The organism is Chryseobacterium soli (genome assembly GCF_000737705.1).
Lineage (GTDB): Bacteria > Bacteroidota > Bacteroidia > Flavobacteriales > Weeksellaceae > Chryseobacterium > Chryseobacterium soli.
In genome coordinates this window covers 79,993-95,057 of record NZ_JPRH01000007.1, presented here as the reverse complement: position 1 = coordinate 95,057, position 15,065 = coordinate 79,993, and the positions used below count along the sequence as shown (strand labels likewise).

The following is a 15,065-nucleotide window of genomic DNA, read 5'->3' as shown; positions in this document are numbered from 1 at the left end:
TATTATCTGGCAAGCCTGATTCCCGTAAACTGCCACTGCAGCCTGGCATGAAAGAAATTACGGTAGGTATTTCTGCTGTGTCCGGAAGGGGTCGCCTCTGATGCACCGCGCAATACCATTTGATTGATCATAAATTTTCCGTTGTATTCTCCTACTGCTCCGGCTTCTTTTTTAAACCCGGTATAAGGCAAGTAGGCACTTCCGGTCCATTCCCAACGGTTTCCCCAGTTAAAATGGTCCGATGCTACCTCCCACTCTGCTTCTGTAGGCAAACGCATCCCTTTCCAGGAGGCATATGCTGATGCTTCATAGAAATTGATATGACAAAGGGTTTGCTCAAGATCGAGTTCCTGCAATCCATATAAGGTATACTGCATCCATTTTCCGTCTATGGAATGCCAATACAACGGGGATTCTGCTTTGTTTTCTTTTACCCAATCCCAGCCCTCTGCATGCCAGTGTTTAAAATCATGATAGCCGCCAGCTTCCATAAATTCAAGATATTCTCCATTGGTTACGGGATGGTTTGCGATTTCGAAATCATGAAGGAACACTTTATGTCTGCCCAATTCATTATCAAAACAAAATCCATCTCCCTGAAAACCGATTTCATAAATACCTTCGGAGAATGGGATCATTCCGGAAGCTTTGCTTATTTCTGCTTCAGGACTTTTTTCTTTTGTATAAGCTGGAAACAGAGGATTATGTCCTAAAATATATTTAATATCGGTCAATAATAGTTCCTGATGCTGCTGTTCGTGATTGAGACCCAGTTCCAGTAAAGGTTCAAGGGCTTGTTTCATGTGCTCGCTTTGAAGAAATATTTCCATTTGCTCATCGACATATTTCCGGTAACGATAAACCTCAGAAACAGAAGGACGGCTTAAATTTCCCCTATCAGTACGGATTACCCTAGCCCCGATGGTTTCATAGTAACTGTTGAACACAAAGTTATACTGAGGATCAAAAACCGTATACCCCGGAAAATTCGGAAGCAATATGAATGTTTCAAAAAACCAGGTCGTATGGCCTAAATGCCATTTTGGAGGGCTTACATCTACTATGGGCTGTACGACGTAATCTTCAATTTCCAGAGGAGCACAAATGGCTAGAGAATGATTACGGACCGCTGTATATTTTTTTACGGCATCAATATTTTTGGGACTTGCTATCATCTTTTTATATTTAATTGTTTACTGTACTTTCCATACGGAATCTATGAACCATTTTTTAGAGTCTTTTATTTCTCCTGCAATGGTAAAGCCTGACCTTTCTGCCAGTTCTTCTATATCTGATTCGGAAAATTTCTGGGAAACTTCCATATCAATAAGTTCGTTTTCCCTGAATGTTATGGTCGTATCATCAATGGTTACCTGCTGGTCTGTAAGGCTTACCAGATAGCTTCTGCAGGCTCCGCTCACCGGATCATAGGTTTGGTAATGCTGAAAACTTTTCAGATCAAAATCTGCTTCCAGTTCACGGTTGATACGGGTCAGAAGATTAAGATTAAAATCTGCAGTGATCCCGGTTGTATCATTATAAGCATCTAAAATGGTATGGGGATTTTTCTTCAGATCAAAACCTACCAGTACACGGTCTCCGGAAGTGAGACTGCGGTTCAGGTGCGTACAGAAATCATGGGCTTCCCGTACTTCCATATTGCCGATATTGCCTCCTAAAAAAAGGACTACTTTTCTTCTGGAAGAAAGTGCTGCTGCTTTATCAAGCATGTCAAAATACTCACCTTCTAAGCAGACAATGTCTAAACCGGGTATTTCCTTTTTTAATTTCTGATCCAGAATTGATAAAATATTTCCTGAAATATCAATCGGCATATAGGTATAGTCTATTCCATTTTCAACGAGGTATTTCAGCAGATAGGAGGACTTCATGGCATCGCCTGCTCCAAGCTCGATCAGATCAAAAGGTTCATCATCTATCGTGATAAGACTGGCAATTTCGGCTGTTTTATTTTTGAATATATCCAGCTCGCACTGGGTGAGATAATATTCGGGCATTGCCATAATTTTCTGAAACAGATGGTCGCCTTTCTTATCATAAAAGTACTTTGAAGACAGTCGCTTAGGATCTCGTGTTAAACCTTCCAGTATATCCAGACGGAAGTTGGTAACGCTAGGACTGCTATTTTCTATTTGAGAATTTATATTTCGTTTCAAATTCATTTTTTGCGATTTTCATATGGTTTGGTAAGTACTACTACAATCTTGCCATCCCCTTCATTACTTTGATAAAAGTATACCGCTACATTCTCATTAAGATAAATATACGTTTTATTCCTGAACCCCTGCTTGTGCTTTACGGCCGTGCTAAATATAATATAAAACACTGATTATCAACAAATATAAAAATAAACCCTCTGTATTTCCAATATTTTTTTACTGTTAATTACCTTCTGTTCCGGATAGTAATTATTAATAAAATAATCGGACGTGATATTATAGAAATAAAATATCCTTGCTGGAGTTTTTCAAAAGTTTTTCAAGCAATGAATTAAACTTTCAAGCAAAAAGAATAATGTTTTTGCCTGAAATATTGTTTTGTTATGAAAAAACTTAAACTTTTTTACGACATATCGGATACAAGTTACTATGTTCTTTATAGAGCTCCTGGCAAAGATTTATTTTTTAAGTTAATTAGGTTAATCCAACAATGCTTTCCAGAGAAATAGAGCATGCAATGTTTTTAACGAAACATGAAAGGGATAAAGCAATTGAAGAAATGGAGGAGTTTGTTAAAAACGAATTTGAAAAATTAAAAGATGGATTTTAAAATTAAAGCACCTACTAAGGTGCTTTAATTTTATTTTTTTAATAGATCAAGTTCAATTATATTATTGTCTTTTTTTATTCTTTCTTTATTTAGCTTTTCCACTAACATCATATGTTCAATTCTTTTTTCTTCAGATTCATAATATATTTTACCACTCATGGCATTTTGTTTAAATTCTTTTACAGGATCTTTTCTATACTCCTTATAAAATTTAACAAAATCGCTAAAACTAAGATTTTTAGTATTTGTTCCTTTATCTACCTTACTTTCATATGGGTTGTTATTATTCTTTTGTACTCCTTTTAATTGGAAAACATGATACTCTTTTGAATCTCCAATTTGAACAATTAATCCCGGTAAGCCTCTAAATTTATATGGACCATCACTAAATGGTATTTCCTCAGTAAACCAAGCCGTCCATTGTCTACCTGCAAAATCTAGTACTGCTTTTTGACATTGATACTCCCCAATCATCTTTTTTTCAGGGAGAATTTTCCAATTTAAAGGTCTTTCATCAACTATTACAAATTTATAAGAAGTGGAAAATTCTTCTGTAATTAATCTTGTCTTTACATCTGAATATTCTTTTGTAACAATATATTTAGTCTGAATACTAGGGTCTGGCATGGTCATAATCCCTTTTTTAGCATCAGCAATCATTACAGAATCAGAAATGATTTTTTTTTGACTTAGAAAAACAGATTTATTGTCTCTAACCTCTAGAATCATATCTTCATTTATTATATTATTTTTATTGAGAGTATCTGGTATTGATCTATAATTATAGGTAAAACGATAGTTTTGACCATAAATAATAGAAAAAGAACAAAAGATTCCAAGTATTAGACATTTCAAAAATTTCATATTTACTTTCTATTAAAAACACCCTAAAAAAAATTCTAGGGTGTTAGTGTTAATTTTTTAGCATGCTACCGCATATGATCCTGTACTACAAACAGGATTACTATTAATATGGACACAAGCGCTACACGCATCACTATTGTTTGAGCAGCATTTATAATTCCCTCCCTGCCCTTCTAAACCAGCTCTTGGTCCTCCATTAATAATTTCACCACCACTTAAATTTTTAAGTTGAGATCTAGATAGTTTTTTTAAATTTTTCATAATAATTCTGTTTTTGAATTCTGGATAAATATATATATAAAATTTTATTCTCCACTACGGGAATCCGTATTTACTAAAACTTTGTTATTGTGTAGAATACAAGCAAGTTGAAATAACGTTTTTGCTTTATATTTTTCTTTAATTTGATTTAATTTCTTTTCAACTGAACTTTGACTATTTGGGTTAATAGCACTTTTTTTTAACTGATTTGCAATTTCAGCTTGAGTTAATCCTTGCTGCAGGTTCTTAACTCTTCTATTTCATCCATGAGATAAAATTATTAATGTGTTACACAATATCCTTATGGTTAACCTCATACAATAGAAAAATCCTTGCTGTTTCCAGCAAGGATCGTAAGGAATAACTGACCTTTTTTTATGTATTCAAAAAAATAGATCACCAGATTTTTTTACTGTACAATTTAATCTTTCATGTATTTCGCTACCTTTTCTTCCAGATCATCCAGATTGAATGGTTTTGCAATATAATCATCTGCCTGAGCACTTTCCGCCAATGCAGTGATATCGCTATTGGCCGTAATGTAGATCACCGGAATTTTCTTAAATTCTTCATTACTTTTCAACAGCTTTGTAGCTTCTACCCCACCAATATTAGGAATCCAGTTGTCCATCAGAATAACATCCGGCTGAAACTGAGAAACTTTCTGTATAATATCGTGTGATGTTTCTGAGATTTCCACTTCGTAACCACCCTCTTCAAAAATGATCGTTATTACTTCCAGAATAACTTTGTCATCGTCAAAAATTAAAATTTTCTTCTTGCTCATATCAGGCTATTTTTAAATCTTTAGGTATATTATATTGTTTGTAACTGATTAATGTGTGCTGCCAACTCATCGGACATAATGATAAGATCGTGGATGCCTGCTGCTACGGCATGTTTTGGCATATAACTGACTTCTGCTGTCTCCGGATCCTGGATCCAGACTCTTCCGTTATTTTTTTTAATGTATTCCAAACCTTCCACACCATCAGCGTTGGCTCCTGACAACAGGATACCGACAAGGCTTTCTCCATATATCTCTGCTGCTGATTTGAAGGTGACATCAATGGAGGGCCGGGAATAGTTTACTTTTTCTGAACTGTCCAGAGAGATAATTTTTTTATCTTCAAATAAGACATGATAATCAGCGGGGACTATATAGATCTTATTTTTCTGAATTTCTGTTTTGTCTTCAGCTTCAATGACCTCCATGGATGAGAACTGCTGTAACAGCGTAGGTAAAATACTTACCGAATGTGCCTTCCGGTGCATCACCAGCAGAATAGGAAAACCGATCTCTTTATTGAGTTTTCTGGTCATATCCAAAATGACCTGCAGACTTCCTGCAGACCCTCCTATTATGACCAATTCGGTATTCTTCGTTTCCATTCTTTATTAATAATTAACTATGATCTGCTTTTTTCCATATTTTCTGATCTTCAATCTGATGATAAAATTTCCCTAAATTAGAAAATCTCAAAGTTTCTTTGGAACCTAAAGCCAGATAGCCTAAGTTTTCCAAACTTGCGTCAAAAAGATTGAATACGCGCTCCTGCAGTTCTTTATCAAAATAAATCAATACGTTTCTGCAGATAATCAGCTGAAAGCTGTTAAAAGAACTGTCTGAAACCAGATTATGGGTAGATAAGATCAGTTTTTCCTGCAGGCTTTTGTCAAACCTTACACTGTCATAATTGGCGGTGTAATAATCTGAAAAATCCTGTTTGCCACCTGAAAGCATATAGTTTTCTGAATACAATTTCATCTGCTGCAACGGAAAAACCCCTGCTCTTGCTGTTTCCAGAACGGAGGGATTGATATCTGTCCCGTAGATCAGTGATTTGTGGTACAAATTGGCTTCTTTCAGTAAGATGGCCATGGAATAGGCTTCTTCTCCTGTAGAACATCCGGCTACCCAAATCCTGATGAGCGGATAGGTCCCTAATTGCGGTAATATTTTCTCGCGTAATACTTTGAAAAAATAAGGATCACGAAACATTTCCGTTACATTCACTGTGATTTCTTCCACAAAATGTTTCAGGTATTCCGGGTCATTGAGTATAGTGTACCGCAGCTCTGCAAAGCTGGTGAATTTATCAATCAGACAGATACGGTTGACCCTTCTTTTAAAGGAAGCTCTACTGTACAGGGAAAAATCATACCCATACAGTCTGTAAACGTCTTTTATCAGGCATTCTACCTCTTCGTCTTTTACAATACTCGGCTCCAGCATCTAGGATAATTTTTGGATAGCAGTTATCAACTGATCTACATCAATCGGTTTTTTCACATAATCCTGTGCTCCTGCGTCCAGGCATTTCTGACGGTCTTCCGGCATTGCCTGCGCCGTCACTGAAATAATCGATACATGACTGATTTCCGGTGTATTGCGAATGATACGGATTGCTTCATAGCCATCCATTTCGGGCATCATCATATCCATCAGCACAACTCCAATCTGGGGATCTTCCTGTAAAATCTTAATGGCTTCCTGAGCCATTGTACAGCTTTCCATCTTATAACCCCGGGCTTTCAGGGTTAATTTCAGTGCAAATATATTACGTGGATCATCGTCCACAATCAAAATTTTCTTATTCATCAGAATTGATCTGTTTAACTTTCATATAACCAAACACGCAGCAATGATAACAGCTGATCAAGATCTACAGGCTTCGAGATATAATCTGAAGCTCCGGCTGTAATGCATTTCTGGCGGTCGCCAATCATGGATTTTGCGGTTACGGCAATAATCGGCAATTTGGCAAACATCGGTTTTTTTCTTATTTCCTGTATGGTTTCATAACCATCCATTTCCGGCATCATCATATCCATTAAAATAACATCAATATCCGGATGGGCTTTGATCTGCTCCAATGCCTGTTTTCCGTCCATGGCCAATACGACTTCTACTTTGTATTTTTCAAGTGCTTTGGTGAGTGAAAATATATTTCGGACATCGTCATCGGTGATGAGTATTTTCTTTCCACTCAAGACTTCAGTTAATGATCCTAATGTTTTATTTTTAATGGTTTCTATCGAGCTGTTCTTTTCCTCCACCAAATGTAAAAATAATCCTACTTCATCCAGGATACGCTGATAAGAATGCGCTGTTTTTACGACAATCGAATCTGCATACTGCTTGATTTTAAGCTCTTCTGCCTGGGATAAATTATTTTCGGTAAAGATGATAATCGGAAGGTTTTCTAATCCTTCATAGCTTTTAATGGATTCTACAATCTGATAGCCATGTCCTTTGGAAGCTCCCACTTCTAAAATTACGCAATCCACATCGTTGGAAGTCAATGCTTTTACACTGTCTTCTACATTATTTTCTACTGCTAATGAAATATTGAAGTTGCTTAAGAAATAGGATAAAGCACTGGCGTGTTTAGAATTTTCCTCTACAATCAGAACCTTTTGAGGGGATCTGCGAAGGGCTTCTTCAATTTTCCTGAAGACATCAGTCATCTGTTCCAAAGCTACCGGTTTGTTGATGAAATCAATAGCTCCTTTCATCAGACTTTCTTCTTTTACATGCAGTGATGACATCATATGCACGGGAATATGTTTGGTCTGAGCATTGGATTTTAATGCGTCCATTACCTGCCAGCCGTCTTTTACCGGTAACTGAACATCGAGTAAAATGGCCAGCGGATGATATTGCAGCGCAGCAGATAAAGCATAATCTCCTCTCACGACCACTACTCCTTTATAATCCTGTCTGTGGGCGTATTTTAATAATGCTTTAGCAAAATTGGTATCGTCTTCTACAATTAAAATAACTTTATCCCCATCCTGTATATTATCGCGGTCATCTGCTACATCTTCCGGTATTTCTAATGCATTGACAGAAAGTGAAGCTTCAGTGTTCGGATAATCGATGATGTTTTTAATTTCTTCTACATCTTCGCGGATAATTTCCACCAATTCCTGGTCCTGCTGGATATGAACAGGCTCTAATTTCCCGTCAACCGGAATGATCAGGCTAAACTCACTTCCTTCATCAACCTTACTTTCCAGCAATAATTCTCCGCCTAATAGTTTGGCAATTTCACGGCTGATGGACAGTCCTAATCCTGTTCCCCCGAATTTTCGTCGGGTAGATCCGTCTGCCTGCTGGAATGCTTCAAAAATGATTTTCTGTTTATCTTCTGCAATTCCGATTCCTGTATCTTTTACACTAAAAATAATAAAATCTTTATTCTTAGGGTCTTTTTTAATCGTAAGGGCAATGCTTCCTTCGGTTGTAAATTTCAATGCGTTTGACATCAGGTTGAGCAATACCTGGTTTAGTCGTAGTGGGTCTGTTTCAATGCTTTTTCCCACCTGCTCTTCTATCTGAATATCAAACTGAATTCCTTTTTCTTTCACCAGAGGATTGAATAAATTCTGAAGATCTTTTACAACATCCTCAATCACAACATTTTGATATTCCAGGGTCATTTTCCCTGATTCTATTTTAGCAAGATCTAATATTTCATCAATCAACGTTAACAGACTGCTTCCGGAACTTTGAATTACTTTCGCTGATTCTATCTGGTCTTCGTTTAGGTTCTCGTCAGGGTTTTCAGCCATTAAACGGGAAAGAAGAAGGATCGAGTTCAGCGGAGTACGCAATTCGTGTGACATATTCGCCAAAAACTCAGATTTGTACTTGGTACTTAATGCCAGTTCTTCTGCTTTTTTCTGGATTTCTATATTTCGTTCCGCAATTAGATGATTTTTCTCTTCTAATAATTTCGAGCGCTCTTCCAGTTCCGCATTGGTCTGCATCAGCTCTTCCTGCTGTACTTTGAGTTCTTCTTCTGAAGCCTGCAGTTTTTGGGTTTGTGCTTCTAATTCTGTATTCAGATTTTCAAGTTCAGAATGCTGTACCTGAAGTTCTTCAGACTGAGCCTGTGTTTCTTCTAATAGGCGCTGTTCTTTTTCACGGCCTCTTGCGGCATTCAACGCAATAGCAATATTTCGGCAGCCTTCTGTGAAGTAATTAATTTTATCCTCGTCAAAATTATCTGCAGCACTTACTTCCAGCACGCCGATGCTTTGCCCGTCCAAAATAATCGGAACCAATAGAATTCCGTTAACTTTCACTCTGCTGCTTGCAAAAGTAATCGCAAAATCATTTTCGTTAAGGTCATTGTATACCTTTGCCTTTCCTTTGATAAAGGTTTGTCCTACCATTCCTTCTCCCGGTTCGAAGAATTTTTTCATGGTATTTTCCAGACCGAAAGCAGACTCCAGTTTTAATTTTCCATCATCTAACAAATAAATGGCTCCATTGCTGCAATTTGCATATTCAATGATTTGATATAGAGAATCGTTCGTAACGTCCTTTACGGATCTGTTTCCCACCAAAGTTTCATTTAACAAGGCAAGACCTTTCTGATGCCAGTCGCTTTTATTGATTTTATCGAAAGATTTTTTCAGAGAATCGGTCATATGGTTAAGAGAATCTACCAGATCTCCAAGATCATCCTGCGAGTTGTCTTCGGCTCTCTGGCTGTAATCACCATTCGCTACTCTGTTGGCCACCTGCTGAATAACACTTACCCTTCTGCTAATTTCCAGATCTTTCGCCTTTAATGCTTTTTCAAGCCTATCTCTACGGATCAGATCTTTACGCAACTTAATGTATAAAAACAGAGTCACAGCAATTGCTGCCAATGCAGAAAAAATGATAAACAGAACGGTAGTATCAGATGAACTGTTAAGATTTTTATTCTTTCTATCCACCTGGTTTTCTTCGTACTTTACAAAATCCCGGACCAGCATACGGCATTTGTCCATATAAGCTTTACTCAGCAACATCTGCTCCTGAGTCATTACAACTCCTCTTCGCTTATTTTCAACAAGCTGTTTCAGATTACTGATACTGGTGACCACATTTTGCTCTAAAGCACTGATCCTGCCCAGCTGGCTTTTATCTGTAATCCCTATTGTTTTAGCACGCTCAATTGCCTTAGGACATTCTGTTAAACTGCGATTATAAGGTTCTAAAAAACTATCTTTCCCTGTTAACTGATATCCTCTGTTACCCGTTTCAGCATCTAAAAGAGCGATTAACACATCTTTTACTGCGGTTACCGAGCGACGGCTTTTGGACAGGTTTTCCCTATGCTCCATCTGCCTTTGGATACTGATATATGATGCGGCTGAACTTGCCATTAAGATTAATAAAGACAGTCCAACCCCAATTTGTAGATTTCTTATGATTTTTTTTGGCATAAAAAATTAGTTTAATGGTAAGGTAAAATAAAATGTAGACCCTTCACCTACGATACTGGATAAACCTATGGTCCCGTGATGCTGTTTGATAATTTCGGAACAGATATAGAGTCCTATCCCCATACCCTGAAATTGTAGTGATGATTCTTCTACACGGTAAAATTTACGGAATACGGCATCCTGTTTAAAATCCGGGATTCCAATTCCGAAATCGGTAATGCTTACTTTCACTTCATCTTCATCCGCAAATGTCGTTACGATGACCTGGTTATTCTCAGGTGAATATTTAATTGCATTCGTTAAAAAGTTGATCAGTACCTGTTCGATACGGATTTCATCGAAAGGGATAAGAAGATCCGGTACTACTGCATGATGCTGTATTCTGACTTTATTTTCTTCGTGGGTCTGCAGAATGGTCTCAATGGCATTATCGATCACCTTTTCAATATTGGTAGGCTTTTTATTGATCTTCAGCTTACCGTTTTCTATCTTGGAAACATCCAGTAAATCGGTAATTAAAACATTCAGTTTTTCGATCTGATCCTGCACCTTTAGTACGTAGTTTGCTTCCGGGCTTTCTTTATCAAGCTTCAGTTTACGGTCCAGCAGCTGCATATAAGCCTTAATGCTGGTAAGAGGTGTTTTCAGCTCGTGGCTGGCAATACTCAGGAATTCATCCTTTTCTTTTTCCACTTTCTTTTGATCGTCGATATCGGTAAAGGTTCCTACCCAATTTTTAACAATATCACCTTCGTAAACGGGAGACATTCTTAGTAAATGGTAGCGGTAATCACCCGTTTCTATATTTTTGATCCGGACTTCTAATTCCAGCGCTTTGCCTTTCTTTCTGCACCGTTCAAATTCTTCCCTGATATTGAGATCATCGGGATGAGCTTCCGGAAAGTCCTTATCGGTAGCTGAATATTGGTACCATCTGCCATTGACAAAATCTACAATGCCTTCTCCGTTTAAGGTAAATGCTATTTGTGGCAGCCCTTCCAGCATTAAATGAAAGTGATCAATTTCAGATTTCATGGTGACCTGCGATTCTCTTCGCCCCTGTACTTCCAGTTCTAAACTCTGCTGAGTTTTTTTCATCGCAAGACTTTGTTCCTGCAAATTGTAGAATGTTTTGACTTTGAGTAAAAGAATTTCCGGGTCTACCGGTTTGGTTACATAATCCATCCCCCCGGATGCATATCCGCGCGTGATGAATCTTTTTTCGGTATTTACCGCAGATAAAAATATAATGGGTATTTCTTTCGTCTTACTATAGCCTGCAAATGTTTCTGCGACCTCAAATCCATCCATACCAGGCATTTGAACATCCAAAATAATCAATGCATAATTATTTTTCAATGCTTTACCCAGTGCTTCTTCACCAGAATTAGCTGTATCAACAGGGAAATCTTTGGATTCTAATAATTTCTTTAACGAATAAATATTGTTCTGGTTATCATCAACAATTAAGATCATAAAACATAAAATAATCTAGTGAATAGTTCATACTTCCTTAAGCCATCAAAAATACTGACAAAATTCCAAAAAATGGGTTATTTTTTCAATATTATTAAGCATAAAAGAATATAATACAATAAAAAATACTAGTAACTATTTTATTTATTGAAATTAATTTAAATTAATGATTATTTAATGATGATAAGTTAAAATGTTTACCGATACGATCTTTAATGGCAAACTTTATGCATTAATGATAATTATCCGGTTTTGCTTCTTAGAGAGATTATGGAAGAATAAAAATACATATTACGGTTCTTCAGCTTATGGATCAAAGTCCCAATGAGGGTTGTCCGGCTCCAGCTGATATTTTAGCTTCTTTACAGAATTTCTTGTTACTGTAAATGGTTTTAGCGTATAGCTTTTTCATAACAATTGAATACTCCTTTGCGAAAAATCACTGTTCCCACAAATTCATATCTTTTTTTCAGATAGACTAAATTGGCCGTTTCATTAAGAGAGAATGCATCTAACCGAATTGATTGATAGTTGTTTTCAAATGCATACTGTTCAGCATATTGTATCATGGTACTGGAAACTCCCTTTCCCTGAACTAACGGGCTGACAAACAGACGGTGGATAATAAGGAAAGGTGACGCGTACCTCCAGCTTAAAAGATTGTATTCTTCATCACAGGACTCGTTCAAAACCATGTAGGATACTATTTCTCCATTTTCAGTCAATACCCATCCTACCTGAGATTCAATATCTCGTTTAAGTATGTTCTTATTGGGATATTCTGCGTCCCATTGGTCAATGTTATTGTTATGCATGTCAGCCTTTACAGCTTCTAATACTTTTTCGATTTGAAACAAATCAGCGGGTATTGCTTTTCTAATCATAGATTGCCAGGTAACTTAATTAATACTATCCTATTTCTATCAGCTAATTTAGGGAATAATTAAATGCTCATCATTAATATTCAGTTTTTATCAAACCAAAAGCAGGATTTATTTTAAAGTGCAATCATGCTTTGAAATGTAAAATCAAATTTTGATATGTTGTACTCATTTCATGATTCCAACATTAGTCTATTGTTTTGTCTATACTATTTTAACAATGGCTTTTAGTGACTGTAAAATTGGATTGTCTTACCGCGTTATTTTAACTATTAAAAATGTTGAATAAAATGTTACTGTTACTTACAAATATAAAATGATATACTTCACGAAAAACAATCAGTATATTTGTATAAGACACTTTCTTAAAATGCTGACAGACAAATTCGGAAGAACAATAAATTACCTAAGACTGGCCGTTGTAGACCGGTGCAATCTCCGCTGTACCTACTGCATGCCGGAAAATGGTCTTACGTGGATTAAACAGAAAGAATTAATGACTGATGAAGAAATGCTCAGAATATGTTCTGTTTTTGCAGAATTGGGAGTCGATAAAATCAGAATAACCGGCGGAGAACCTTTTGTAAGAAAAAACATTATTAATCTTATTGGCAACCTATCCCGCTTGGAAGGGATTACTGATCTCAGTTTAACGACCAACGGTCTTCTTACTGAACAGTATATTCCGCAGCTCAAAGAGTTTGGCGTAAAATCGGTCAACCTCAGTCTTGATACTTTGGATGAAGAACGTTTCTTTACCATTACCCGCAGAAAAAGCTTCAATACCGTAATGAAAACACTGGAAGCATTATTGGAACATGACATCAAAGTAAAAGTCAACACTGTGGTAATGGAACATCAAAATATTGAAGATATCATTCCCCTGGTATTGCTCACTCAACAACTTCCGATTGATGTACGTTTCATCGAAGAAATGCCTTTTAATGGAAATGATGGTGATATTTCCCTGAAATGGAACTATCCTCAAATTTATAAACACATCCGTGAACATTTCCCTGAAATAGAAAAAACAGCAGATCCTAAAAGTTCCACATCATACAGCTATAGAATTCCTGGATTTACGGGCAATATAGGAATTATTGCAGCATACACCCGTTCATTTTGCGGAGACTGCAACAGGATCCGAATCACTCCTTCCGGCGTTCTCAGAAGTTGTTTATACGAAGGCACAGGCATCAATTTGAAAGATGAAATGCGTTCCGGGAAAACAGATGAAGAACTCAAAAACAGTATTATCAACTGTATACAAAACAAATCCAGAGACGGATGGGAAGCTCAAAAACTGAGTTTAACCGAGTCACAAATTCATCAATCAATGGCTACAATAGGAGGATAAAATGGAAATGATCACCGTACAACAGGCAGAAGATATCATCATGTCTCAATATCAGGATTTTGGTAATGAACCAATTTCTTATGAAGCTGCATTGGGAAGAGTGCTGGCAGAAGACCTTTTTGCAGACCGGGATTTACCGCCTTTTAACAGACCTACTGTAGATGGTATTGCGATCAGGTATGCTGCTTATGAGAAAGGGATCCGATCTTTTGCTATTAAAGCTGTACAATCTGCAGGCGAACCTTCTTTATCTGTAGATTCAGAAAATGAATGTATCGAAATCATGACCGGAGCGGCACTTGACCATTCAGTAGATACTGTTATCCGATATGAAGATATTTCAATAGAAAACGGCATCGCCAGCGTCAATATTGATATTAAAAAAGGTCAGAACATTCATCTGAAGGCAAGAGATAAAAAAATGGGAGACATTCTGGTGACAGCTAACCAGATTATTACTCCTGCCATTATCGGCATAGCTTCATCTATCGGAAAAACCATTTTATCGGTAAAAAAACTTCCAAAAATTGTCATCATTTCTACAGGAGACGAAATGGTAAGCGCAGCATCTGTTCCTACTCCATTTCAACTGAGGCGTTCCAATGGAATCACCATTCAGACTGTGCTGGAAAAATATAAAATTCAGGCAGACATTCTTCACCTGAACGATGATTATGAAGACATAAAAAAAGAAATTTCCCGCTGTATAAATGAATACGACGTACTTCTTATGAGTGGCGGAGTTTCCATGGGAAAATTTGATTATTTACCCAAAGTATGTGAAGAACTGGGAATAAAGAAACTGTTTCATAAGATAAAACAAAGGCCGGGAAAACCTTTCTGGTTTGGTAAAAGCCAGCATCAGAAACTTGTTTTTGCTTTTCCCGGAAATCCAGTCTCTGTATTTATGTGTTTACACCGGTATTTTATTCCCTGGCTGGAAAAATCGCTGGAAATTCCGGATTCCGGATTCCAGTTTGCTGTTTTACAGAATGATATTGATTTTCCTTTTCCGCTTCAGTATTTTGTACAGGTAAAACTCAGTGTAAATTCATCCGGCCAGCTAATTGCCAAATCAGTTGACACTAACGGATCCGGTGATTTTTCACATCTTGCGGACACCCATGCTTTTATAGAACTGCCTATGGAACAGACTAGTTTCAGAAAAGGAGAAGTGTATACCATATGGAAATATAATTTTTAAAAAA

General features: G+C 36.9%; 13 protein-coding genes. 2 read left to right on the top strand and 11 right to left on the bottom strand.

Features of this window, described 5'->3' with window-relative positions:
• Nucleotides 1-2: 2 nt before the first annotated feature.
• From egtB to IW15_RS15810, 11 genes are all read right to left on the bottom strand, one after another.
• Nucleotides 3-1,175, bottom strand: a complete 1,173-nt coding sequence (gene egtB / locus IW15_RS15855) for an ergothioneine biosynthesis protein EgtB (protein ID WP_034713313.1) — start codon at nt 1,173-1,175, stop codon at nt 3-5.
• Between the two features lie 18 nt (nt 1,176-1,193).
• Complete coding sequence (locus tag IW15_RS15850; protein WP_034713310.1) at nt 1,194-2,183, bottom strand: L-histidine N(alpha)-methyltransferase; 990 nt, start codon at nt 2,181-2,183, stop codon at nt 1,194-1,196.
• 637 nt (nt 2,184-2,820) lie between these two features.
• A complete protein-coding gene (locus IW15_RS15845) occupies nt 2,821-3,654 on the bottom strand; it encodes a GLPGLI family protein (protein WP_051882090.1) in 834 nt (277 codons plus the stop codon).
• A gap of 57 nt (nt 3,655-3,711) precedes the next feature.
• A complete protein-coding gene (locus tag IW15_RS22620; RefSeq protein ID WP_131368579.1) occupies nt 3,712-3,915 on the bottom strand; it encodes a bacteriocin-like protein in 204 nt (67 codons plus the stop codon).
• Nucleotides 3,916-4,336: 421 nt separating this feature from the next.
• Nucleotides 4,337-4,702, bottom strand: coding sequence for a response regulator (locus IW15_RS15840; protein ID WP_034713307.1), 366 nt, complete (start codon nt 4,700-4,702; stop codon nt 4,337-4,339).
• 29 nt (nt 4,703-4,731) lie between these two features.
• Nucleotides 4,732-5,307, bottom strand: coding sequence for a chemotaxis protein CheB (locus IW15_RS15835; protein ID WP_034713303.1), 576 nt, complete (start codon nt 5,305-5,307; stop codon nt 4,732-4,734).
• Between the two features lie 13 nt (nt 5,308-5,320).
• On the bottom strand, nt 5,321-6,151 hold the full coding sequence (locus IW15_RS15830; protein WP_034713301.1) for a CheR family methyltransferase: 831 nt from the start codon (nt 6,149-6,151) through the stop codon (nt 5,321-5,323).
• On the bottom strand, nt 6,152-6,517 hold the full coding sequence (locus tag IW15_RS15825; RefSeq protein WP_034713299.1) for a response regulator: 366 nt from the start codon (nt 6,515-6,517) through the stop codon (nt 6,152-6,154). It lies immediately after the preceding gene.
• A 14-nt stretch (nt 6,518-6,531) separates the two neighbouring features.
• Complete coding sequence (locus IW15_RS15820; protein ID WP_034713296.1) at nt 6,532-10,143, bottom strand: response regulator; 3,612 nt, start codon at nt 10,141-10,143, stop codon at nt 6,532-6,534.
• Nucleotides 10,144-10,149: 6 nt separating this feature from the next.
• On the bottom strand, nt 10,150-11,619 hold the full coding sequence (locus IW15_RS15815; protein WP_034713293.1) for a hybrid sensor histidine kinase/response regulator: 1,470 nt from the start codon (nt 11,617-11,619) through the stop codon (nt 10,150-10,152).
• 392 nt (nt 11,620-12,011) lie between these two features.
• A complete protein-coding gene (locus IW15_RS15810) occupies nt 12,012-12,503 on the bottom strand; it encodes a GNAT family N-acetyltransferase (RefSeq protein WP_034713290.1) in 492 nt (163 codons plus the stop codon).
• Nucleotides 12,504-12,870: 367 nt separating this feature from the next.
• Between IW15_RS15810 and moaA the strand changes: the two genes are divergently transcribed.
• Together moaA and IW15_RS15800 are read left to right on the top strand one after the other, a co-directional pair.
• Complete coding sequence (gene moaA / locus IW15_RS15805; protein ID WP_034713286.1) at nt 12,871-13,857, top strand: GTP 3',8-cyclase MoaA; 987 nt, start codon at nt 12,871-12,873, stop codon at nt 13,855-13,857.
• Nucleotide 13,858: 1 nt separating this feature from the next.
• Nucleotides 13,859-15,061, top strand: a complete 1,203-nt coding sequence (locus tag IW15_RS15800) for a molybdopterin molybdotransferase MoeA (RefSeq protein ID WP_051882088.1) — start codon at nt 13,859-13,861, stop codon at nt 15,059-15,061.
• Nucleotides 15,062-15,065 lie beyond the last annotated feature (4 nt).

What these genes read in the sequence shown, in the direction of transcription:
- egtB (WP_034713313.1), bottom strand. Translation starts at nt 1,175, where the DNA reads ATGATAGCAAGTCCCAAAAATATTGATGCCGTAAAAAAATATACAGCG.
- IW15_RS15850 (WP_034713310.1), bottom strand. Translation starts at nt 2,183, where the DNA reads ATGAATTTGAAACGAAATATAAATTCTCAAATAGAAAATAGCAGTCCT.
- IW15_RS15845 (WP_051882090.1), bottom strand. Translation starts at nt 3,654, where the DNA reads ATGAAATTTTTGAAATGTCTAATACTTGGAATCTTTTGTTCTTTTTCT.
- IW15_RS22620 (WP_131368579.1), bottom strand. Translation starts at nt 3,915, where the DNA reads ATGAAAAATTTAAAAAAACTATCTAGATCTCAACTTAAAAATTTAAGT.
- IW15_RS15840 (WP_034713307.1), bottom strand. Translation starts at nt 4,702, where the DNA reads ATGAGCAAGAAGAAAATTTTAATTTTTGACGATGACAAAGTTATTCTG.
- IW15_RS15835 (WP_034713303.1), bottom strand. Translation starts at nt 5,307, where the DNA reads ATGGAAACGAAGAATACCGAATTGGTCATAATAGGAGGGTCTGCAGGA.
- IW15_RS15830 (WP_034713301.1), bottom strand. Translation starts at nt 6,151, where the DNA reads ATGCTGGAGCCGAGTATTGTAAAAGACGAAGAGGTAGAATGCCTGATA.
- IW15_RS15825 (WP_034713299.1), bottom strand. Translation starts at nt 6,517, where the DNA reads ATGAATAAGAAAATTTTGATTGTGGACGATGATCCACGTAATATATTT.
- IW15_RS15820 (WP_034713296.1), bottom strand. Translation starts at nt 10,143, where the DNA reads ATGCCAAAAAAAATCATAAGAAATCTACAAATTGGGGTTGGACTGTCT.
- IW15_RS15815 (WP_034713293.1), bottom strand. Translation starts at nt 11,619, where the DNA reads ATGATCTTAATTGTTGATGATAACCAGAACAATATTTATTCGTTAAAG.
- IW15_RS15810 (WP_034713290.1), bottom strand. Translation starts at nt 12,503, where the DNA reads ATGATTAGAAAAGCAATACCCGCTGATTTGTTTCAAATCGAAAAAGTA.
- moaA (WP_034713286.1), top strand. Translation starts at nt 12,871, where the DNA reads ATGCTGACAGACAAATTCGGAAGAACAATAAATTACCTAAGACTGGCC.
- IW15_RS15800 (WP_051882088.1), top strand. Translation starts at nt 13,859, where the DNA reads ATGGAAATGATCACCGTACAACAGGCAGAAGATATCATCATGTCTCAA.